Here is a 21483-nt window from a genome sequence, read left to right as displayed (position 1 = left end):
GAGGCGGTCGGATGGGGCGGCCGGTCAGAGGCGGTCGGCGGCGAGCAGGCGGTCCCCGGCGAAGGCGAGCAGCCAGCCGCCGCCCTTCGGCGTGGTGAAGTCGCCCGCCCGCCCGCTGAGCCGCTCCAGGGCGGCCGGAATCACCTTGCCCTGGCTGCACACCCCCGCCTGCTCGCCGGAGGCCGCCAGCTCGGCCAGGCGGGCGGCGACGGCCAGTGCGCACTCGTCGGGCTGCTGGCCCGGCCGCGGCTCGTCCAGGTCGCCGCTCACCTCGATCGGCAGCTCGAGCAGCGCCGCCGCCGGGTCGAGGGTCTGCACGCAGCGGCGGGCCGAGGCCGACAGCAGCCGCGCCGGGCGGACCAGCGCCACCAGCGGGGCCAGCGCCTGCGCCTGCGCCCAGCCCCGGGCGTCGAGCGGCCGGCCGGTGTCCGGGCCGGACCAGGTGCCCCGCTTGCCGGCGTGCCCGTGCCGGACGAGCGCGATCGTCGCGGTCACCGCCGGCAGGGCCGCGAACGCGGCCAGCACCTCCGCGTCGTGCGGGTAGCTGACCAGCCGCACGGCCGCGTCGACGTCGAGCCAGCGCACCTCGTCGACCTCCGTGCCCGGCTGGAAGCCGCCGTCGGCCACCGCCCGCATCGACCAGTAGTCGACCAGCTTCGGCCGGCCCTCGCTGCGGTAGCGCACGCTGGGCAGCCGCAGCTGCGGCACCGCCCGGACGTCGGCCTCCTCGGCCACCTCGCGTACGGCGGCGAGCAGGGGGTGCTCGTCCGGCTCCAACTTGCCCTTCGGCAGCGACCAGTCGCCGTAGCGGGGCCGGTGCACCAGGCACACCAGCACCCCGGCGCGCCGCGCGTCCGGGCCCGGGCCCGGGCCCGGGCCCATGACGGTGGGGCCGGGGTCGTCGGCGGGGCGCCACACGACGCCGCCGGCCGCCCGGATCGGCGTCGTCCCGTCGGGGACGTCGGCCGCCCAGCTCCGACCCGGGCCGGCCGCGTCCCGCTCATCCAACATCCGGTCAGCCTATGCGCGCGCCGGTCAGCCCGCCGTGCCACCGACGCGACGCAGCAGCAGTTCCTGCAGGTGCACCAGCGGCTCCTCTGCCGTGCCGGTACGCCGGCTCCAGGTGCCGTCCGCCGCCAGCTCGAACGCCTCCACGTCCGGGCTCATCGCGGCGGCCATGACGTGGTCCAGCTCGGCCCGGGCGACCGGGTCGCTGACCTGCACCAGCGCCTCGACGCGGCGGTCCAGGTTGCGGTGCATCAGGTCGGCCGAGCCCATCCAGAACTCGGCGTCGCCGTTGTTGCCGAACCGGAAGATCCGGGAGTGCTCCAGGAACCGGCCCAGGATGGAGCGGACCCGGATGTTCTCCGACAGGCCCGGCACCCCCGGCCGCAGCGTGCACATGCCCCGGATGACCAGGTCGACGTGCACGCCGGCCCGGGAGGCCCGGTAGAGGGCGTCGGTGATCTCCTCGTCGACCAGCGAGTTCACCTTGATCTGCACGAGCCCGGGCATGCCGAGCCGCACGTGCGAGATCTCCCGCTCGATGCGCTCGATCAGCCCGCTGCGGATGCCCTGCGGGGCGACCAGCAGCCGCCGGTACGCGGTCTGCCGGCTGTAGCCGGTGAGGACGTTGAACAGGTCGGTCAGGTCGGCGCCGATCTCCGGGTCGGCGGTGAGCATGCCGAAGTCCTCGTAGAGCCGGGCGGTCTTCGGGTGGTAGTTGCCGGTGCCGATGTGGCAGTAGCGGCGGATCTGGTTGCCCTCCTGGCGTACCACCAGGGCGGTCTTGCAGTGCGTCTTCAGGCCCACCAGGCCGTAGACGACGTGGCAGCCGGCCCGCTCCAGGGTGCGCGCCCAGCCGATGTTGGCCACCTCGTCGAAGCGCGCCTTCAGCTCGACCAGCACCACCACCTGCTTGCCGGCGGCCGCCGCGTCGACCAGCGCGTCGACGATCGGCGAGTCGCCGCTGGTGCGGTAGAGGGTCTGCTTGATGGCCAGCACGTCGGGGTCGGCAGCGGCCTGCTCGATGAAGCGCTGCACGCTGGTGGCGAACGAGTGGTACGGGTGGTGCACCAGGATGTCGCCGTCACGCAGCGTGGCGAAGACGCTGCGCGGCACCTCGCCCTCGGTGAGCCGGGGATGGGTGGCCGGCACGAACGGGGGGTCCTTCAGATCCGGCCGGTCGGCCTCGTTGTAGAGCTGCCACAGCGCGGAGAGGTCCAGCAGGCCGGGCACCCGCAGCACCTCCTGGTCGTGCATGTCCAGTTCGCGGACGAGCAGCTCCAGCATGTGGTCGGAGATCGAGGCGTCCACCTCCAGCCGGACGGGCGGGCCGAACCGGCGCCGGGCCAGCTCCCGTTCCAGGGCCTGGAGCAGGTCCTCGTCGCGGTCCTCGTCGACCTCCACCTCGGCGTTGCGGGTGACCCGGAACAGGTGGCACTCGACCACCTGCATGCCGGAGAAGAGCTGCCCCAGGTGCACCGAGATCAGGTCCTCCACCGGCAGCATCCGCACGCCCGGCAGGTCCCGGTGCACCCAGACGAAGCGGGGCACGTTGTTCGGCACCTTCACCCGGGCGAACAGCTCGGAGCCGCCGTCCGGGTCGCGCACCGTCACGGCCAGGTTGAGCGACCGCCCCGAGATGTACGGGAACGGGTGCGCCGGGTCGACCGCCAGCGGGGTCAGCACCGGGAAGATCTGCTCCCGGAAGTACGCGCGCAGCCGCTCCCGTTCGGGGTCGTCGAGGTCCGCCCAGCGCAGGATGCGGATGTCCTCGGCGGCCAGCTTCGGCAGGACGTCGTCGGTGAAGCAGGCCGAGTGCCGGGTGACCAGTGTGGCGGCCTTCTCGGCGACCAGCTCCAGCTGGGTGCGCAGCGGCATCCGGTCGCCGCCGCGCACGGGCAGGCCGGCCTGGAGCCGCCGCTTCAGTCCGGCCACCCGCACCATGTAGAACTCGTCCAGGTTGCTGGCGAAGATGGCCAGGAACTTGGCCCGCTCCAGCAGCGGCGTGCGCGGGTCCTCGGCGAGCGCCAGCACCCGGGCGTTGAAGTCGAGCCAGGAGAGCTCCCGGTTGAGGAAGCGGTCCTCGGGCAGCGGCGCCACGGCGGGCGGCTCGTCGTCGGCGCCGTCCCCCGCCGGGGCGGCGGGGGACGGCCCGGTGACCGGGTCCAGCACCTCCTCCAGGCCGGCGGAGGCGGTCGCCGCGTCGGGGCCGGCGTCGTCCGTCCGGGCGGTCTCGGCCGACCCGGCGGGGCGGAAGCGGCCGTCGGCGCCCCGGGAGCGGGTGCCGTTGCGGGCTGCGGCCGGCTCGGCGGCGGAGGGCGGTCGGTTGGCGGGCTCGCGAGGGGTGCTCACCCGCCCATAATCACCCGGTCCGGGTTAACGCAAAATGAACTTCGACCAGTCGCTCAGGCCATCGTCGGCAACGTCACCCGGACGACCTCGCCGGCGGCGTCGGTCTCGACGCGCAGCCGCTGGCCGAGGCGGAGCAGCCGCAGGCCGGAGGCGTCGAACGCCCGGGCCGGGAAGGCCAGCTCGGTGCCGTCGTCGAGGAGCAGCATCCCGCTGCGGGTCGCCGCGTCGTAGGTGGCCACCGTGCCCTGCATGTCCCGCACGCTACACCGCCCGCACCCCGCAGCCCCGCCCGCACACCGCCGTACCACGCGGCCGGCGCGGGTCAGGCGGGGCAGCCGGCGGCGGCGAGCGCGGCGGTCTCCGGCCCCAGCCCGAGCCGGGCCGCCGCGGCCAGGTCGTCGGCGGTGTCCACGTCGCGGCGCAGGCTCGGCCAGTCCCCGGTCAGGGCGAGTGCCCCGCTCGCCGCGTGCGCGGCGGCCGAGCCGCCGCCGAACCGGGGATCCAGGGGCACGCCCGGCGGCGCGGCCAGCAGCACGGTGCCGTCGCCGGGGGCGTCGGGCACGTACCGGCGTACGCCCGCCGGGCCGGCCTGTGCCGCGTGCAACGCCGCCGCCAGCTCGGCCGGGCGCAGCGCGGGCAGGTCGGCGGTGAGCCCGGCCACCCAGCCTCCGCCGACGGCCGACGCGCCGTGCCGGAAGGCCGCGTTCAGGCCGGCGTCCGGGGCGTCCGGCAGCGTGCGGGCGCCCGCCCGGCGGGCCGCCGCGGCCACCCGGGCGTCGTCGGTGACCACCAGCACCCCGGCCACCGCGGGGCAGGCCCGCACCGCGGCGACCGTGTCGGCCGCCAGGGCCAGCGCCAGCGCCTCGTGCGGTACGGCCGGCAGCGCCCCCCGCAGCCGGCTCTTCGCGGCGGCGAGGCGCTTCACCGGCACCACGACAGTCCACCTCGGCTGACTCACACCCGCCATCCTGCCAGCCGGACGGCGGTACCCTCTCTGGCCGGACCCGGGGCGAGCAGGCATGATTTCCGCTGCGGGCGTCACCGGGTGCGGACCGGTGCGGGTCGGGGCGGCACGAGGAGGCGCGGTGACACGGCGGAGGCTGGGGTTCTGGCAATGGTTCGCCGTGGTGCTGGTCAAGCCGGTCATGACGGTCTGGACCCGGCGCACCTGGCGCGGCATGGAGCACCTCCGCGGCGACGGTGGCGTGATCATCGTGCCGAACCACATCTCGCACGCCGACCCCCTGGTCGCGGCGCACTTCGTCTACGACTCCGGCCGCTGGCCGCGCTTCCTCGGCAAGGCCAGCGTGTTCCGGGTCCCGGTGGTCGGCTGGATCCTGCACCGGTGCCGGCAGATCCCGGTCGAGCGGGGCACCGTGGACGCGGTGAAGTCGCTGGACGCCCTGGTCGCCGCGCTCGACGAGGGCGGCGCCGTGGTGATCTACCCGGAGGGCACCACCACCCGCGAACCCGACCTGTGGCCGATGAAGGGCAAGACCGGCGCGGCCCGGCTCGCGCTCGCCACCGGCGCGCCGGTGATCCCGGTCGCCATGTGGGGCCCGGAGCGGATCTTCGACCCGCGCCGGGCCCGGCTCAACCCGCGGCCCCGGATCCCGGTGACCGTGGTCGCCGGCCCGCCGGTCGACCTGAGCCGGTGGACCGGAGCCACCCCGACGAAGGCCGTCCTCGAGGAGATGACCGACACCATCATGCTGCGGCTGCGTGACATGCTCGCGGAGGTTCGGGGCGGCACGCCGCCGCCCCTGTGGGAACGACCGGGCCGCCCCGGTGGCGAGCGTCGGCCGGGAGCGGCGGCGTGAGCGAGCGGAGCGAGCGAACCATCAGGCACCGCAGCGTGGCGCCTCGCGCCGCCGCCGAGCGGAGCGAGGTGGCGGCGTGAGCGGGCACGTCGCGGTGCTGGGGGCCGGCTCGTGGGGGACGGCCTTCGCCAAGATCCTCGCCGACGCCGGCCGGGACGTCACCATCTGGGCGCGCCGCCGGCCGGTCGCCGACACGATCCGCGCCGAGCGGCGCAACCCGGAGTACCTGCCGGACGTGCTCCTGCCGTCCCGGGTCACGGCGACCGGGGACGCCGCCGAGGCGATCACCGGGGCCGAGCTGGTGGTGCTGGCCGTGCCGTCGCAGACGCTGCGCGGCAACCTCGCCGAGTGGAGCGGGCACCTGCACCCGGACGCCACCCTGGTCTCGCTGATGAAGGGCATCGAGCTCGGCACCACCAGGCGGATGAGCGAGGTGATCGTGGAGACCGCCGGGGTGGCGGCGGACCGGGTGGTGGTGGTCTCCGGGCCCAACCTGGCCCCCGAGATCGCCGCCGAGCAGCCGGCCGCCACCGTGGTCGCCTGCACCGACCCGGACCGGGCCACGCTGGTGCAGCGGTCGATCACCACGTCCTACTTCCGCCCCTACACCAACGACGACGTGATCGGCTGCGAGCTGGGCGGCGCGGTGAAGAACGTGATCGCGCTGGCGTACGGCATCGCCGTCGCGATGGGCTTCGGCGACAACACCCGGGCCATGCTGGTCACCCGGGGGCTGGCCGAGACCGCCCGGCTCGGGGTGGCCCTGGGTGCCGACCCGCTCACCTTCGCCGGCCTGGCCGGGATGGGTGACCTGGTCGCCTCCTGCTCCTCGCCGATGGCCCGCAACCGCACGTTCGGCGAGCACCTGGGCCGGGGCGCGACCCTGGAGGAGGCCCGCGTCGCCACCCGGCAGACCGCCGAGGGGGTCAAGAGCGCCCTCGCCATCCGCGACCTGGCCCGGGCGCACGCGGTGGAGATGCCGATCACCGAGCAGGTGGAGCTGGTCTGCCACGAGGGCGTCGACCCGCGCCTCGCCGTCGACGCCCTGATGAGCCGGACGACGAAACCGGAGTGAGCCCTTGACCGCACCGCACGACGGCACCCGATGCGTCCACGCCGGCCTGCCCGAGCCGGCCCCCGGCCAGCCGTTCCTGCCGGGGCCGGTCCTCGCCGCGCCGTACCACCTCGACCCGTGGGCGGGGCCGGCGGCGGCACCGAACGGCTACGGCCGGCCGGACAACCCCACCCGGCGGCTGCTGGAGGCGGCCATCGGGGAGCTGGAGGGGGGCGACTGCCGGGTCTTCGCCAGCGGGCAGGCCGCGATCACCGGGCTGCTGCTGACGGTGCTGAAGCCGGGGGACACCGTGGTGCTCCCGTCGGACGGCTACTTCTCCGTCCGGGCCTTCGCCCGGGACACGCTGGAGGGGATCGGGGTGCGGGTGCTCCTCGCCCCGACCGCCGGCCCCCACCCGGACCTCGACGGCGTACGCCTGGTGCTGCTGGAGACCCCGGCCAACCCCGGCCTGGACGTCGCCGACGTGCCGGCGCTGGCCGCCCGCGCGCACGCCGCCGGCGCCCTGGTCGCGGTCGACAACACCACCGCCACGCCGCTCGGGCAGCGCCCGCTCGACCTCGGCGCCGACCTCGTGGTGGCCTCCGGCACCAAGGCGCTCACCGGGCACTCGGACCTGCTGCTCGGCTACGTCGCCACCCGCTCGGCCGAACTGCTGGACGCGGTGACCGCCTGGCGGAACGTCACCGGCGCGGTGCCCGGCGCGTTCGACGCCTGGCTCGCGCACCGGTCGCTGGCCACCCTCGACCTGCGGCTGGCCCGGCAGACGGCGAACGCCGAGGCGCTCGCCGGGCTGCTCGTCGGGCGGTCCGACGTGACCGGGCTGCGCTGGCCCGGGCTGCCCGGCGACCCGGCCCACCCGGTGGCGTCGGTCCAGATGCGACGGATCCCCGGCGTGCTCTCCTTCGACCTCGGCGACGCCGCGCGGGTGGCGCGGTTCCTCGACGCGGCCCGGCTGGTCGCCGCGGCCACCTCCTTCGGCGGCCTGCACACCACCGCCGACCGCCGGGCCCAGTGGGGCGACGACACCCCGCCCGGCTTCGTCCGGCTCTCCTGCGGCGTGGAGGACGCCGTCGACCTGGTCGCCGACGTGGCCGCCGCGCTCGATGCCAGCCGCTGAGCGCTCGGGGCACCGGCCGCTGAGCGCTCGGGCGCGGGCCGTTGCGCACCCGGTGTGTTGTGTGCCGGCCGTTGGGCTATCTTGACCGTGGCCCGAGCGGGGCCGTCCGCGGCCCGCGCCGGGCCTGACCGGAGGAGGTGAGTCCGATCCACCCGACAGGCAGGACCGACGCTCCCCTCCGACGCCACGCCGGCTGACCCGGCGGCCGGGAGCGTCGACGAGCGCTCCCGGAGGTCCACCATGACCGTTTCCTTCCGCCCCGACCGACCCGCCCTCGTGCACCGGCTGCGCGCCGCCGGCTGCGTCTACGCCGAGGACGAGGCGGACCTGCTGATCGCCGCCGCCGACTCGCCGCAGGCGCTTTCCGACCTGGCCGACCGCCGGGTCGCGGGGCTCCCGCTGGAGCACCTGCTCGGCTGGGCCGAGTTCTGCGGCGAGCGGGTCGCCGTCGACCCCGGGGTGTTCGTGCCGCGCGCGCGTACCGCCCTGCTGGTCGACGCCGCCGTCGCGGTGACCGGCCCGGCGGCGGCCGTGGTGGACCTGTGCTGCGGCTCCGGCGCCGCCGCCGTCGCGCTGGCCCGCCGGCTCGCGCCGCGTTGGCTGGCCGCCGCCGACGTCGACCCCGCCGCCGTGGCCTGCGCCCGGCGCAACCTGGCGCCGTTGGGGGTGCCGGTCTTCCACGGCGACCTGTACGAGCCGCTGCCGGTGCGCTGGCGGGGGAGCCTGGACCTGGTGGTGGCCAACGCCCCGTACGTGCCGACGGCGGCGGTGGCGCTGATGCCGCCGGAGGCCCGGCTGCACGAGGCGCAGGTGGCCCTGGACGGCGGGTCGGACGGGCTGGCGGTGCTGCGCCGGGTCGCCGCGGGCGCGGCGCGCTGGCTGGCCCCGGGCGGGCACCTGGTGGTGGAGACGAGCGAGGCGCAGGCGGACGCGCTCTGCGCGGCGCTGACCGCCGCCGGCCTGCACCCCACGGTGACCCGCGACGACGACCGGGACGCCACCGCCGTCACCGCCCGCCGTCCCGCCTGACCGGGCTCCGCGTCTCCGGCGGCCGGCCGGCCGGCGCTGCCCGCCGGCCGCCTGCGGGCCGCCCGCTCGCGGCGCGCGACAGGTGGCGGCGCGCGGCAGCTCCCGCCCTGACCCGCCCGTCGACGGCCCCACCGGCTCCCAACGGCGAGACCGTCGACGGCGCGGGGGCGCCGGCATCGCGTGCGGGCAAGCGGCGCCGGCGCCGAGGGTGGGGTCAGCGGCGGGGCGGCGCCCCGGCGAAGACGGACCAGGCGGCGGGCGGGAAGAGCAGCGCCGGGCCGGACGGGTCCTTGGAGTCGCGGACGGCGACGGTTCCCGGAAGCATCGCCATCTCCACGCACGCCCCCTCGTCGCCGCTGTGGCTGCTCTTGCGCCACCGGGCCGCGGTGAGCGTCGCGCTGGTCGTCGGTGTCATCGTCCTACCGTCCCTTCAGGAGTTGGAGGAGCTGGTCTCGGCTGGCCGACGGGCTGAGCGCGACGGTCCGCAGGTGCTCCATGATCTTGGTGCAGGTACGCAGGTCGCCCGGCCGGTCCAGGACCATCTGCCCGGCCACGGTCTCCACCGAGGCGATGATCGGGTCCTCCGGGTCGGCGAACTCCAGGATGTGCAGCGAGCCCCGGGTGCCCCGGTGGTAGCCGGCGGCGAGGGGGATCACCTGCACCGTGATGTTGGGCAGTTCGCCCATCTTCAGCAGGTGGTGCAGCTGGCTCTCCATCACCGACCGGTCGCCGACCGGCCGCAGCAGCGCGCCCTCGTCGATGATGGCGTCCAGGATCGGCGGCTTGTCGCCGGTGAGCCGCTGCTGCCGGTCGAGCCGGACCTGGACCCGCTGCTCGACCTCGTCGTCGCCGAGGGTGTGCGGGCCGCCCCGCATGACGCCCCGGATGTAGTCGGCGGTCTGCAACAGCCCCGGCACCACGGACGGCTCGAAGTTGGCGATCCCGGTCGCCTCGGCCTCCAGCGCGATGAAGTCGATGGTGCGCCGGTCCAGCAGGTACGAGTACGACACCCACCAGCCGGGTTTGCGGGCGTCCTTGGCCAGCTGGACGGCTGCCGCCACCTCGTCCGCGCCGACCCCGTAGAGGGTGAGCAGGGCGCGCACGGTGGCCGGGCTGACCAGCGTCTGCGCGTTCTCGTAGCGGGACAGGGTGCTGCGGGTGCTGCTGATCTCGTCCGCCGCCGCCTCCAGCGTGAGGCCGGCGGCTTCCCGGTGGGTGCGCAGCGCGATGCCCAGGCGTCGGGCGCGGGCGGTCTTGGGAGCCATGCATCGATCGTCGCACATCTTGCCGGGAAGGTGTAGATGAGAGAACGTCGATGAGAGTTGCATTCACGGCTGTGCACATGTCAATCTGTCATCGCGTCCTCACCGCCGGTTGTCGTGGCGACGGTGGTGGTGAGTGACCGGAGGGGATGGGGCGCGCGGCGATCGGGTTTCTCCCCCGAGCCCGATCGCCGCGTGCCACGCCCCGTGGCCGCCAGCCGGAAGGGATTCGACGTGCGTACTGGTCAGCAGGCCCGCGCCGACCGCGCCGGCGGCCTCCGATGACCCGGTTCCTCGTGGTGCTCACCGACGTCCGGCCCGTCGACGGCGCCGGCCGCGACGAGCGGACCTGCCCCGAGCGGCGCCGCCAGGTGGTCGGCGCGACCAGCCGCGAGGCGGCCGACCGGATCGCCGGCGCGTTCATGGCGCTGGGCATGGTGCGGGCCGGCCGGCAGCGGGTCAAGGTGATCGCCATCGGCCGGCGGCACGCGCGCGGCTGACGCCGCCACGGGCGGCGCGGTCGGGAGACGGCCCCCCGGGCGGACGGCCCGCCCGGCCGGCGGCCCGGCCCGGCGGAGAGGCGCGGCCCGGCGCCCCGCCGGGCCGTCCGGCGTCACAGCATCCGGCGCCGCTTCAGGTACGCCACCAGGTCGTCGTAGACGCCCCCCTCGTTGGCGAACATCGCCACGTTGCGGGCGGTGGCCATCCACGGCTTCGTCGAGGGCCGGACCTCCTTCGCCGCCCGCTCCAGGTCCCGCTGCTCGATCATCCGCACCTCGCCGGTGCGTACGGAGTCGGCCATCGCGTACTCGGCGGCGGTCTCGCAGAGGTGGGCCAGGTCGGCGCCGGAGTAGTCCTCGGTGGCCGCCACGATCTTCCGCAGGTCGATCCCGGCGATCGGCCGCTCCCGCAGGTGGTACTCCAAAATGGACGCGCGCGCCTCCGCGTCCGGCGGCAGCACCAGCACCACCCGGTCGAGCCGGCCCGGGCGGCGCAGCGCCGGGTCGACGTCCCACGGGGTGTTGGTGGCGGCCAGCACGAAGACGCCCTCGTTGCTGCCCTCCATCCCGTCCAGCTCGGCCAGCAGTTGGTTGCCCAGCGTCCGCATCGAGCTGGAGCCGACCTGCGAGCGCTTGTGCCCGAGCGCGTCGACCTCGTCGAGGAAGAGCACGCACGGGGCGTTGCGGCGGGCCGCCTGGAACAGCTCGTGCAGGTTGCGCTCCGAGTTGCCCATCCACATGTCCAGCACGTCCACGATCGACAGCGAGATGAACTTGGCGCCCATCTCCCCGGCGACCGCGCGGGCCAGGAAGGTCTTGCCGCAGCCGGGCGGGCCGTAGAGCATCAGGCCGCCGCGCAGGCTCTTGCCGTACATCTTGCGCAGTTGCGGGTTGCGCAGCGGGCCGAGGAAGGCCAGCTCCAGCCGCTCCTTGACCGCCGCCATGCCGCCGACGTCGGCCAGCCGGATGCCGGAGGTCTCCACGTCGTACACCCGGTCGGAGTCGCCGGTCACCGGCTCCGGCTCGTCGCCGGCACGGGCGAAGCGCGGCGGCACGACGTCGGCCAGCTCCTGCTCGTAGGCCGCCAGCGGGTCGTGGCCGGCGGTCGCGGCGGGGCCGCCGGGCCCGGCCGGCGCCGGGCGCTGCGCCGGCGGCTGCGGGGCCGCCGGGGCCGGCGCCGACGGCGGGGGTACGGAGCCGCCCAGCGCCCGCTGCATCAGGGCCTGCGCCTGGTCGTTGCCCGGATCCCGGGCGAGCGCCTGACCCACCTGCGCGATCGCCTCCCCGGCCCGGCCGGCGTCCAGCAGCAGCGAGGCGAGGTGGAGTCGCAGCGGCAGGTCGTCGGGGCGGGCGTCCAGGGCCGCCGTCAGGGACTCGATGAGGGGATCAGCGCTCATAGGACGAGCAGCGTAGTGGGCCTCCGGTGCCGTCACCGCCCCGGATCTCCGCCCGAGCGATTACGCAACGTATATCCTTTGTTGACCGATTGCCGCGCACTGTCGCCTGTCCCCCGGGTATCGGCAGCCGAGGCCCGCCACGCACAGTAAGGTCAACCGGGTGAGCGCCACCACCGGCGCAGCAGTCGCGTACGAAGAGGTGACCGGAGTGACCACCCCAGGCAGGACCCGCGTGGCGATCGTCTTCGGCGGCCGCAGCCCGGAGCACGGCATCTCCTGCGTCAGCGCCGGCAGCGTGCTCGGCGCCCTCGACCCGGACGAGTTCGAGGTGGTGCCGGTGGGCATCACCCGGGCCGGGCAGTGGGTGCTGACCAGCGGCGACCCGGCCCAGTTGGCGATCAACGCGCGCCGGTTGCCGGAGATCACCGCCGAGTCCGGCGCCGACATCGTGCTGCGCGCCGACCCGACCGGCAACGGGCTGATGGTGCTCGACCCGACCGAGGGTCCCCGGGCGCTCGCCGACGTCGACGTGGTCTTCCCGGTGCTGCACGGCGCGTACGGGGAGGACGGCACCATCCAGGGCATGCTGGAGATGGCCGGCATCCCGTACGTCGGGGCGAACGTGTTCGCCTCCGCCGCCGCCATGGACAAGGAGTTCACCAAGAAGCTCTGCGCCGCCGAGGGCATCCCGGTGGGCCCGTACGCGGTGCTGCGCAACGGGATGACGCTGAGCGAGGCGGACAAGGAGCGGCTCGGCCTGCCCGTGTTCGTCAAGCCCTCCCGGGCCGGTTCGTCGTTCGGCATCACGAAGGTCACCGACTGGGCGGACCTGGACGCCGCCGTCGCCACCGCTCGCCAGATCGATCCGAAGGTGCTGGTCGAGGGGGCGGTCGTCGGCCGCGAGATCGAGTGCGGCGTGCTGGAGGGCGAGGCCGGCGGCGCGCCGGAGGCGTCGGTGCTCGCCGAGGTGCGGGTGGTCGGCGAGTACGACTTCTACGACTTCGAGGCGAAGTACATCGACTCCGAGGAGGCCTGCGAGTACGACATCCCCGCCGGCCTGCCCGAGCGGGTGACCCGGCAGGTCCAGGAGTACGCCGTCCGCGCCTTCACCGCGCTGGACTGCGCCGGCCTGGCCCGGGTCGACTTCTTCGTCACCCCGGAGCTGGACGTCTACCTCAACGAGATCAACACGATGCCGGGCTTCACCTCGACGTCGATGTTCCCCCGGATGTGGGCGGCGTCCGGGCTGGAGTACCCGAAGCTGGTCAACCGCCTCATCCGCACCGCCCTGCACCGCGGCGTCGGCCTGCACTGACCTGTAAGGAAGGGCACCTTCCTAACGCCTGATGCATAGGAAGGGTCCCTTCCTAACGACTGGCGTCGGGGAGGGACCCTTCCGGGTGGCTGGGCGTCAGCCCTGGCAGCCCCGCGGGGTGTCGCCGCCGGAGGGCACGGAGGCCACGATCGTCTCCGAGATGGGGGAGACCCACTGCAACGCCTGCCCGTACGACCGCGGCACGCGGACCGTCACGGCGGTCTCCCGGTCCAGCGTGGTGAGCACGGTGATGTCCGTCTCCTCCTGGGCGTACCAGCAGACCTTGTTGACCGTCCACACGTCGTCCGTCTCGCCGACGGTCGGCTCGGCGCCGCCGCAGGCCAGCGTGAGCGCCGGGTCGCCGTACGCGGCGTTCTGCTCCGGGCCGGCGGTGACCGGGCGCTGGGCGAGGTCGTTGACCGTCGGCGGCAACTGGGAGAGCAGCGCCCGGCAGACCGTGGCGGGCCGTTCGGCCAGCGCCGGGGCGGCCATCTCGACCGGGGCGGTGGACTGGGCGCGGGAAGCACTTGCCGTCGGGCTCGGCGCGGCGGCCGGCTCGGCCGGCTCGTCCGGGGAAAGCTGGACGAAGGCGAGCACGCCGACCAGCGCGGTGATCGGCAGCGCGACCAGCGTGGCGATCAGCGCGGCGCTCCGGGTCGTCCGGTCCGGGGCCGGGCGGTCGGGGGCGGCCTCGTCCGCCTGGGCGGAATCGGTCGCGGGAGAGTCAGTGATCTTGTCCACTTACAGGCGCACCACCGAACACGTGAGGGTGCGGGTGATGCCGGGCACCATCTGCACCTTGCTGACGATGAGTTTGCCGAGCTCGTCGACGGTGTTCGCCTCGGTGAGCACGACCACGTCGTACGGCCCGGTGACGGCGTCGACCCGCACCACGCCGGCAAGGTCCGCGATGAGACCGGCCACGTCGCGCGCGCGACCGACCTCGGTCTGGATGAGGATGTACGCCTGTACCACGACTCGACCTCCGTCCGTCGCCGCCTGCGGGGCGGCCCGAAGGGAGAAAGTACCTTACGGACCAGGTCTGATCCCTATCGGTGGTCAAGGAGAAGCGGTGAGCGAGCACGGCGGAGGGCCGGCATGAGTGTCGCGGGGGTCGGCGAGTTCGGCCTGATCGACCGGGTGACCGCCCGGTTGTCGTACGGATCGACCGTTCTGCTCGGTCCCGGGGACGACGCGGCCGTGGTGGCCGCCCCGGACGCCCGGGTCGCGGCCTCGACGGACGTGTTGGTGGAGGGGCGGCACTTCCGGCGGGACTGGTCCGCCGCGCGTGACGTCGGCCACCGTGCGGCGGCGGCCAACCTGGCCGACATCGCCGCGATGGGGGCGGAGCCGACCGCGCTGCTGGTCGCGCTCTGCATGCCGCCCGAGTTGGAGACCGGGTGGGCCGAGGAACTCGCCGACGGGCTCGGCGCCGAGGCGGCGAAGGTCGGCGCGAGCGTGGTGGGCGGGGACATGTCCGCCAGCCCCACGCTGACGATCGCGGTCACCGCCCTCGGCGACCTCGGCGGCCGGCCGCCGGTGACGCGCTCCGGGGCGCGGCCCGGGGACGTGCTGGCCCTGGCCGGCCGGACCGGGTACGCGGCGGCCGGGCTGACGGTGCTCTCCCGGGGCTTCCGCACCCCGCGGCTGCTGGTGGAGGCGTACCGGCGGCCGGAGGTGCCGTACCGAGCCGGACCGCACGCGGCCCGGCTCGGCGCCACCTCGATGATCGACGTGTCGGACGGGCTGCTCGCCGACCTCGGGCACGTGGCCAAGGCCAGCGGCGTGGCCCTCGACGTGCGCCGGGACGCCTTCGAGGTGCCCCGGCAGATGCGCGACGCCGCCCAGGCCCTGGGCGTCGACCCGTACTCCTGGCTCCTCACCGGGGGCGACGACCACGCGCTGGCCGCGACCTTCCCGCCGGCGGTGGCGCTGCCGCCCGACTGGCGCCCGATCGGGCGGGTGACGGCGGGCTCCGGCGTCACGGTCGACGGCGCCCCGTACGACGGACCCGCCGGCTGGGACCACTTCCGGTAAGGGCCGGCGTTGGTCGTACCCTTTACGCCGTGAGTGAGATCGAGATCCGCGCCGAGCGCTTCGACTCGCCGGTCGCGCAGCGGCTGATCCGCGCCGCGCTGGCCGACCTCGGCGCCCGGTACGGCGGCAGCGGCGACGACACCCCGGTGGACCCGGGCGAGTTCGTGCCGCCGGCCGGCGCCTTCCTCGTCGCCCACCTCGGCGGCGAGCCGGTCGGCTGCGGCGGCTGGCGCAGCCACGGCGACGACGGCGACACGGCCGAGTTGAAGCGGATGTACACCGACCCGGCGGCCCGGGGCCGGGGTGTGGCCCGGGCGGTCCTGGCCGCCGTGGAGCGCTCGGCCCGCGAGCACGGGCGCAAGCGGATCGTCCTGGAGTGCGGCGACAAGCAGCCCGAGGCCATCGCCATGTACACCGCGGCCGGCTACGAGCGGATCCCGAACTTCGGCTTCTACAAGGACGCCCCGGGCTGCCTCTCGTTCGGCCACACCCTCTGAGCCCTTTCCTTCGGTCGCACCCCCTGAACCGTCGCACCCCCTGAGCCGTCGGACCCGGCGGCGGCTCCCGGCCCGGCCGGGGAAGCCGCCGGGCCGGCTACGGCACGATCAGGCGGTGGTGAACAGGATCTGCTCGGCGGCCTTGCCAGCCGCGTCGGTCGCCTCGGCCGGGCCGGCGCCCCAGGCCAGCAGGTGACCGCTGCGCCGCAGCGAGGACGTCACCTCCGTCACGGTGTCGCCGACTGCCGCGTCGAGCTGCACCTCCAGCACGCCGGGCACCCGGCGGGCCGCGCGCAGCCCGTCGACGGCGGTGACGGTGCCGGGCGCGGCCAGCAGGAACTCGACCGCCGCCGCGCCGGTCGGCCGCGCCGGCAGGGCCGGCCGCTCCCCGCACAGCGTCCGCAGGTACGCCTCGATGAACCCGCACTCGTACGCGATCGACACCAGCGCGGTGATCATGTCGCCGGGCAGCCGGGCGGCGCACTCGACCAGCGTCGGCACCCCGTCGGCGACGATCCACTCGCTGTGCAGGGTGCCGGTGCGGAAGCCGGCGGCGGCGGCCAGCCGGGTCGCCACCTCGACCAGTGCCCGGCGGGTGGGGTCGGGCAGCGCGGTCGGCACCGTGTGGCCGGTCTCCACCGGGGAGCGCCCCGGGAGCACCCGCTTGTCCGTGACGTTGGCGAAGATCACCTCGCCGTCGGCGACGAGCAGCTCGACGCTGTGCTCGCGCCCGTCGATGACCTGCTCGACGAGGACGCCCGTGGGCAGCCCCCGGCCGGTCGCCTCCGGCGGGTCCTCGGGCGAGGCGGTGCCCGCCCACGCCCCGGCGACCTCCGCCGGGTCGGCGATGATCTGCACGCCCAGGCTGCCCGAGCGGCGGGTGGGCTTCAGCACGCACCGGCCGCCGTGCCGCCGGGCGAACTCGGTGGCCCCGGCGGCGGAGTCGACCAGCGCGAAGGCCGGGTTGGCCAGGCCGGCCTCGGCGGCGAGCAGCCGCATCCGGTGCTTGTCGGAGAAGACGTCGGCCGCCGCCGGACCGGCGCCGGGCAGGCCGAGCGCCTCGGCGAGCCGGGCGGTGGCCCCGACGGCGTACTCGAGGCCGGGCATGACCAGCCGGGCGGCGGCCAGCCCGGGTTCCCGGATGACCAGCGCGGCGGCGTCGAAGCCGATCTGGTACTCGGCGGGCACCACGCGGGAGATGAAGGGCATCTCGCGGGCGAACCGCTCCAGCCCCCGGCGCTCGATGACGTCGGGTTCCTCGACGAGGACGACGCTGTCGGCGGGCAGTTCCTCGCTGAACCAGCGCAGCATCCCGAGGGAGGCACCGACGATGACCATCTCGTCCCGGCCTAGGTCAAGCTGCACCAGTCGTCCCTCCGTGCTCGGTCGCCCCCGCGCCGGTCCGACCCGGACTCGCGGCGCACGCAGACCCTAACCGGGCCCGCGCCGCGCGTCGAAGGGCGGTCGCGTACCCGTCAGCCGACCCGCCCGGACCCGACACGAACCGGCCCGGGGCCGCCGGGAACCGGCACGAGGCGGGCAACCCTGGACACGACAGAACCGGCGGGCCCTCGAGGGCCCGCCGGTAATGACGAGTGTGAAGCTGGGGCCTACCGCGTCAGGCGCGGGTGACCTTGCCAGCCTTGATGCACGAGGTGCAGACCTGCATCTTCTTGGTGTTCCCGCCACCGGCCGGGGTACGCACCGACTGGATGTTCGGGTTCCAGCGGCGGTTGGTCCGCCGGTGCGAGTGGGACACGTTGTGGCCGAAGCCCGGTCCCTTGCCACAGACGTCGCACACGCTAGCCACGGGATACTCCTGGGTTTGAAACGTTCATGAGGTCGCCGCCAGGCGCTGCCCGGGCAACCTGGCCAGGTTACCCGATGACCCGCGCACCCGACCAACCGGCCCCGGGCGGCGCCCGGGGCGGAGCTGGCACGGCGCGGCGGGGTCGCCCGGTCGGCGCCGTCCCTTCCGGCAGCACCGTACGAAGGGACGCGACCACGAGGGTAGTGCCGGCCGGGGCCACCGGAGTCGGCGGCCCCCGACCAGCGGGCCGGGTCGCGCCGGCTCGTCCGGGTGTCGACGTGACGGGCGGCCGGGGAGCGCCGGGCCGGACACGCCGCCGGACGGCCGGCGACCCCGGCGCGCGTCGGTGCCCGCCAGTAGGCTTCTCGCCGTGTTGGACACCCTCGACGCCGCCGCGGTCCGCCGCTGGTGCGCGGGCGGGCTGGCCGCGCTCAGGCGGCACCAGGGCGAGATCGACGACCTGAACGTCTACCCGGTGCCCGACGGCGACACCGGCACCAACCTGGTGCTCACCCTCACCTCCGCGCAGCAGGCGCTGGCGATGGACCTCGGCACCCTCCCGGAGGACGGGCCCACCCCGCACGGGCACGCGCTGCGGCTGATGGCCCGGGGCGCGCTGCTCGGCGCCCGGGGCAACTCCGGGGTGATCCTGTCGCAGATCCTGCGCGGCTTCGCCGACGCGGTCGCCGCCGTGCCCGCGGTGCGCGGGCGGGAGCTGGCCGCCGCGCTGCGCGACGCGACCACGGCCGCCTACGCCGCGGTCGCCCGCCCCGTCGAGGGCACGCTGCTCACCGTCGTCGCCGCCGCGGCCCGCGCCGCCGAGCGGGCGGACAGCGACGACCTGCGGGCGGTCGCCCGGGCGGCGGCGGGCGAGGCGGCGCGGGCGCTGGCGCGCACCCCGGAGCAGCTCCCCGCGCTGGCCCGGGCCGGCGTGGTCGACGCCGGCGGCCGGGGCCTCTGCCTGCTGCTCGACGCCCTGGTCGAGGTCGTCACGGGGGAGAGCCCGGAGCGTCCCGCGCCCGCGCCGCGTGCGGCCCGCCCGCCGGCCACCGCCGTCCGCGAGACCGGTTCCGAGGAGTACGCCTACGAGGTGCAGTTCCTGCTCGACGCCGCGCCCGAGGCGGTGGGCCGGTTGCGGGCCGAGCTGGCCGCCCTGGGCGACTCGCTCGTGGTCGTCGGCGACGGGAGCGCCGGTGCGGGCACCTGGAACGTGCACGTGCACGTCAACGACGTGGGCGCGGCGATCGAGGCGGGCGTGGTCGCCGGCCGGCCGCACCGCATCTCGGTGACCCGCTTCGCCGACCAGCCGGCCCTCGCCCCGCCGATGGCGCGCGGCGGCCGCGCGGCGGTGGTGGTGGCCGCCGGCGCGGGCATCGCCGAGCTCGTCGCCGGCGAGGGCGCCACGGTGGTGCCCGGCAACCCGTCCACGGGCGAGCTGCTGGACGCGATCCGCGCGACCGGCGCCGCCCGGGTGGTGGTGCTGCCCAACGACCCCAACACGCAGGCGGTGGCGAGCGCCGCCGCCGAGGAGGCGCACCGGCTGGGCATCAAGGTCAGCGTGGTGCCCACCCGGTCCCCGGTGCAGGCGCTGGCCGCCCTCGCGGTGCGCGACCCGGCCCGCCGCTTCTCCGACGACGTGATCGCGATGGCGGAGGCGGCCGGCGCCTGCCGCTACGCCGAGGTCTGCTACGCCAGCCGCGAGGCGCTGACCGTCGCCGGCCCCTGCCGCCCCGGTGACGTGCTGGCGCTGGTCGAGGGCGAGGTGCACCTGATCGGGTCGGACCTGGCCGACACCTGCGCCGCCGTGGTCGACCGGATGCTCGGCGGCGGCGGCGAGCTGGTCACCCTGCTCTCCGGGGCGGACGCCCCGGCCGGGCTGGCCGAGGCGGTCCGCGAGCACGTCGGCCGGCGCTGGCCGTTCGTCGAGGTGCAGGCGTACCCGGGCGGGCAGCCGTACTATCCGCTCCTGGTGGGGGTCGAATGACGTCCGAGCCGTGCACGGTGGACACGCCGCTGAAGAAGCTGGTCGGGGAGAAGACCGCGAAGGCCCTCGCGAGCCACCTCGACCTGCACACCGCGGGTGACCTGGTCTACCACTTCCCGCGCCGCTACGACGAGCGCGGCGAGCACACCGACATCCGCTCGCTCGACGTCGGCGAGCAGGTCACCGTGCTGGCCCAGGTGCAGCGCACCGCCGTACGCCCGATGCGCCAGCGCCGGGGCAACCTGCTGGAGGTGACGGTCGGCGACGGCTCGGGCGGCACCCTGACCCTCACCTTCTTCGGCAACCAGGCGTGGCGGGAGCGGGAGCTGCGCCCCGGCCGGTGGGGGCTGTTCGCCGGCAAGGTCACCGAGTTCCGGGGCAAGCGGCAGCTCAACGGCCCCGAGTACGTCCTGCTCGGCGAGGGCGGCGACGGCGAGGCGGCGGCCAGCGAGGAGATCGAGGAGTTCGCCGGGGCGCTGATCCCGGTCTACCCGGCCGCTGCGGCGGTGCCCACCTGGGTGATCGCGCGCTGCGTCCGGGTGGTGCTGGACACCTTCACCCCGCCGGAGGACCCGCTGCCCGCCACCCTGCGGGCGAGCCGCAAGCTGGCCGGCATCGACGTCGCGTTGCGTGAGATCCACCGGCCGTCCAGCAAGGAGGCGCTCTACCGGGCCCGCCGGCGGCTCAAGTGGGACGAGGCGTTCGCCGTGCAGCTCACCCTGGTGCAGCGCAAGCACCGGGCCGCCGCGTGGCCGGCCCGGCCCCGTCCGGCGAAGCCCGGCGGCCTGCTCGACGCGTTCGACGCCCGGCTGCCGTACGAGCTGACCCCCGGCCAGCGGGACGTGGGGGTGGAGATCGCGGCGGACCTGGCCACCGCCCACCCGATGCACCGGCTGCTCCAGGGCGAGGTCGGTTCCGGCAAGACGGTGGTCGCGTTGCGCGCGATGCTCCAGGTGGTCGACGCCGGCGGGCAGGCCGCGCTGCTGGCCCCGACCGAGGTGCTCGCGGCGCAGCACCACCGGGGCATCCTCGAACTGCTCGGGCCGCTCGGCCGGGCCGGCGAGCTGGGCGCGGCCGACGACGCCACCCGGGTCGAGCTGGTCACCGGCTCGTTGGGTGCGGCGGCCCGTCGGCGCGCCCTGGCCGAGGTGGCCAGCGGGGCGGCCGGCATCGTGCTCGGCACCCACGCCCTGCTCTACGAGGGCGTCGACTTCGCCGACCTGGGCCTGGTGGTGGTGGACGAGCAGCACCGGTTCGGCGTCGAGCAGCGCGACGCCCTGCGCGCCAAGGCCGACCAGCCGCCGCACGTGCTGGTGATGACGGCCACCCCGATCCCGCGCACGGTGGCGATGACGGTCTACGGCGACCTGGAGACCTCGACCCTCTCCCAGTTGCCGCAGGGCCGCTCGCCGATCGCCTCGCACGTGGTTCCGGCCGCCGAGAAGCCGGCGTTCCTGGACCGGGCCTGGCGGCGGCTGCGCGAGGAGGTGGCCGCCGGCCACCAGGCGTACGTGGTCTGCCCGCGCATCGGGGAGGGCCCGGCCAGTGAGGAGGAGCCGCCGCCGGTCGACGACAACGGGCGGCGGCCGCCGATGGCGGTCACCGAGGTGGCGCCGCTGCTCGCCGAGGGGCCGCTGCACGGCCTGCGGATCGGCGTGCTGCACGGCCGGCTGCCGGCCGACGAGAAGGACGCGGTCATGCGTTCCTTCGCCGCCGGCGACGTCGACGTGCTGGTCGCCACCACCGTGGTCGAGGTGGGCGTCAACGTGCCGAACGCCACCGTGATGATCGTGCTCGACGCCGACCGGTTCGGCGTGTCCCAGCTGCACCAGCTTCGCGGCCGGGTCGGCCGGGGCTCGGCGCCCGGGCTGTGCCTGCTGGTCACCGAGGCGCTGGAGGGCGCGTCCGCGCGGGAGCGGCTCGACGCGGTCGCCTCCACGACGGACGGGTTCAAGCTCGCCGAGCTGGATCTGGAGCAGCGGCGCGAGGGCGACGTGCTGGGGGCCACCCAGTCGGGGCGGCGGTCGCACCTGCGGCTGCTGTCGCTGCTGCGCGACGCCGAGATGATCCGGGACGCCCGGGCCGAGGCGATCGCCCTGGTCGAGGAGGATCCGGAGCTGGCGCGGCACCCGGCGCTGGCCGCGTCGGTGGCGGCGCTGGTCGACGAGGAACGCGCGGAATACCTGGAGAAGGGCTGACCCCGGCGCCGGCGGGCGCAGGTCGCGGCCGTGGCGTGCACCGGGCGGGCGTCGGCCGCCGGCGCGTCGCGTAGCGTCGTGCGCA

21 protein-coding genes are annotated in these 21483 nt (G+C 75.6%); 10 read left to right on the top strand and 11 right to left on the bottom strand.

The annotated features are described in order from the left end of the window. Positions 1–24: 24 nt before the first annotated feature. The 4 genes from ACGF5G_RS25230 to cofC all read right to left on the bottom strand — a co-directional run bounded on the left by ACGF5G_RS25230 (position 25) and on the right by cofC (position 4315). Positions 25–882 (bottom strand): NUDIX domain-containing protein, encoded by an 858-nt coding sequence (locus ACGF5G_RS25230; protein WP_393267024.1) that lies wholly within the window; start codon positions 880–882, stop codon positions 25–27. A 153-nt stretch (positions 883–1035) separates the two neighbouring features. Beyond that, complete coding sequence (locus tag ACGF5G_RS25225) at positions 1036–3357, bottom strand: RNA degradosome polyphosphate kinase (RefSeq protein ID WP_393266819.1); 2322 nt, start codon at positions 3355–3357, stop codon at positions 1036–1038. A gap of 53 nt (positions 3358–3410) precedes the next feature. Then, positions 3411–3608, bottom strand: coding sequence for a cold-shock protein (locus ACGF5G_RS25220; RefSeq protein WP_350684722.1), 198 nt, complete (start codon positions 3606–3608; stop codon positions 3411–3413). 71 nt (positions 3609–3679) lie between these two features. Beyond that, positions 3680–4315 carry a 2-phospho-L-lactate guanylyltransferase gene (gene cofC / locus ACGF5G_RS25215; protein WP_393266817.1) on the bottom strand — a complete coding sequence of 212 codons (636 nt, stop codon included), beginning with the start codon at positions 4313–4315 and terminating at the stop codon, positions 3680–3682. 127 nt (positions 4316–4442) lie between these two features. Here cofC and ACGF5G_RS25210 point away from each other — a divergent pair, with 127 nt between their 5' ends. The 4 genes from ACGF5G_RS25210 to ACGF5G_RS25195 all read left to right on the top strand — a co-directional run bounded on the left by ACGF5G_RS25210 (position 4443) and on the right by ACGF5G_RS25195 (position 8398). Continuing rightward, on the top strand, positions 4443–5177 hold the full coding sequence (locus ACGF5G_RS25210; RefSeq protein WP_393266815.1) for a lysophospholipid acyltransferase family protein: 735 nt from the start codon (positions 4443–4445) through the stop codon (positions 5175–5177). A 76-nt stretch (positions 5178–5253) separates the two neighbouring features. Further along, a complete protein-coding gene (locus tag ACGF5G_RS25205) occupies positions 5254–6252 on the top strand; it encodes an NAD(P)H-dependent glycerol-3-phosphate dehydrogenase (RefSeq protein WP_350704791.1) in 999 nt (332 codons plus the stop codon). Positions 6253–6256: 4 nt separating this feature from the next. After that, a complete protein-coding gene (locus ACGF5G_RS25200; protein ID WP_393266812.1) occupies positions 6257–7369 on the top strand; it encodes a cystathionine gamma-lyase in 1113 nt (370 codons plus the stop codon). Between the two features lie 240 nt (positions 7370–7609). Further along, a complete protein-coding gene (locus tag ACGF5G_RS25195) occupies positions 7610–8398 on the top strand; it encodes a putative protein N(5)-glutamine methyltransferase (RefSeq protein WP_393266809.1) in 789 nt (262 codons plus the stop codon). 214 nt (positions 8399–8612) lie between these two features. Here ACGF5G_RS25195 and ACGF5G_RS25190 read toward each other — a convergent pair whose 3' ends face one another. Both ACGF5G_RS25190 and ACGF5G_RS25185 read right to left on the bottom strand, forming a co-directional pair. Next, on the bottom strand, positions 8613–8813 hold the full coding sequence (locus ACGF5G_RS25190) for a DUF397 domain-containing protein (RefSeq protein ID WP_393266806.1): 201 nt from the start codon (positions 8811–8813) through the stop codon (positions 8613–8615). Between the two features lie 4 nt (positions 8814–8817). Further along, positions 8818–9663, bottom strand: coding sequence for a helix-turn-helix transcriptional regulator (locus ACGF5G_RS25185; protein WP_357695312.1), 846 nt, complete (start codon positions 9661–9663; stop codon positions 8818–8820). 278 nt (positions 9664–9941) lie between these two features. Here ACGF5G_RS25185 and ACGF5G_RS25180 point away from each other — a divergent pair, with 278 nt between their 5' ends. Then, positions 9942–10160: a hypothetical protein gene (locus ACGF5G_RS25180; protein WP_350704800.1), complete on the top strand. Its 219-nt coding sequence runs from the start codon at positions 9942–9944 to the stop codon at positions 10158–10160. Positions 10161–10273: 113 nt separating this feature from the next. On the opposite strand, the gene ACGF5G_RS25175 is transcribed toward ACGF5G_RS25180, so the two are convergent. Beyond that, positions 10274–11557, bottom strand: coding sequence for an ATP-binding protein (locus ACGF5G_RS25175; protein ID WP_393266805.1), 1284 nt, complete (start codon positions 11555–11557; stop codon positions 10274–10276). Positions 11558–11765: 208 nt separating this feature from the next. Here ACGF5G_RS25175 and ACGF5G_RS25170 point away from each other — a divergent pair, with 208 nt between their 5' ends. Beyond that, positions 11766–12872: a D-alanine--D-alanine ligase family protein gene (locus tag ACGF5G_RS25170; RefSeq protein WP_393267021.1), complete on the top strand. Its 1107-nt coding sequence runs from the start codon at positions 11766–11768 to the stop codon at positions 12870–12872. Positions 12873–12968: 96 nt separating this feature from the next. Here ACGF5G_RS25170 and ACGF5G_RS25165 read toward each other — a convergent pair whose 3' ends face one another. Next, on the bottom strand, positions 12969–13613 hold the full coding sequence (locus ACGF5G_RS25165; protein WP_393266802.1) for a DUF3515 family protein: 645 nt from the start codon (positions 13611–13613) through the stop codon (positions 12969–12971). Next, on the bottom strand, positions 13614–13847 hold the full coding sequence (locus ACGF5G_RS25160) for an Lrp/AsnC ligand binding domain-containing protein (protein WP_013284547.1): 234 nt from the start codon (positions 13845–13847) through the stop codon (positions 13614–13616). 123 nt (positions 13848–13970) lie between these two features. Here ACGF5G_RS25160 and ACGF5G_RS25155 point away from each other — a divergent pair, with 123 nt between their 5' ends. Together ACGF5G_RS25155 and ACGF5G_RS25150 are read left to right on the top strand one after the other, a co-directional pair. Then, complete coding sequence (locus ACGF5G_RS25155; protein WP_393266800.1) at positions 13971–14909, top strand: thiamine-phosphate kinase; 939 nt, start codon at positions 13971–13973, stop codon at positions 14907–14909. 29 nt (positions 14910–14938) lie between these two features. Then, positions 14939–15406, top strand: a complete 468-nt coding sequence (locus ACGF5G_RS25150) for a GNAT family N-acetyltransferase (RefSeq protein WP_393266799.1) — start codon at positions 14939–14941, stop codon at positions 15404–15406. Between the two features lie 108 nt (positions 15407–15514). Here the strand turns inward: ACGF5G_RS25150 and ACGF5G_RS25145 are convergent, their stop codons facing one another. Then, positions 15515–16771 (bottom strand): ATP-grasp domain-containing protein, encoded by a 1257-nt coding sequence (locus ACGF5G_RS25145; protein ID WP_393266796.1) that lies wholly within the window; start codon positions 16769–16771, stop codon positions 15515–15517. Between the two features lie 253 nt (positions 16772–17024). Continuing rightward, entirely contained in the window at positions 17025–17216 is a 192-nt protein-coding gene (gene rpmB, locus ACGF5G_RS25140) for a 50S ribosomal protein L28 (RefSeq protein WP_088963534.1), read from the bottom strand. Positions 17217–17586: 370 nt separating this feature from the next. On the opposite strand from rpmB, the gene ACGF5G_RS25135 reads away from it, so the two are divergent. Together ACGF5G_RS25135 and recG are read left to right on the top strand one after the other, a co-directional pair. Next, a complete protein-coding gene (locus ACGF5G_RS25135) occupies positions 17587–19200 on the top strand; it encodes a DAK2 domain-containing protein (RefSeq protein ID WP_393266793.1) in 1614 nt (537 codons plus the stop codon). Continuing rightward, positions 19197–21398, top strand: a complete 2202-nt coding sequence (recG, locus tag ACGF5G_RS25130) for an ATP-dependent DNA helicase RecG (RefSeq protein WP_393266791.1) — start codon at positions 19197–19199, stop codon at positions 21396–21398. Before ACGF5G_RS25135 ends, recG begins: the two co-directional genes overlap by 4 nt. Positions 21399–21483 lie beyond the last annotated feature (85 nt).

It is taken from the genome of Micromonospora sp. NPDC047730 (assembly GCF_043204765.1).
In the GTDB taxonomy this organism is placed as follows: Bacteria; Actinomycetota; Actinomycetes; order Mycobacteriales; family Micromonosporaceae; genus Micromonospora.
The sequence above is the reverse complement of the archived record's forward strand: the minus strand, read 5'-3'. Positions and strand labels throughout refer to the sequence as shown.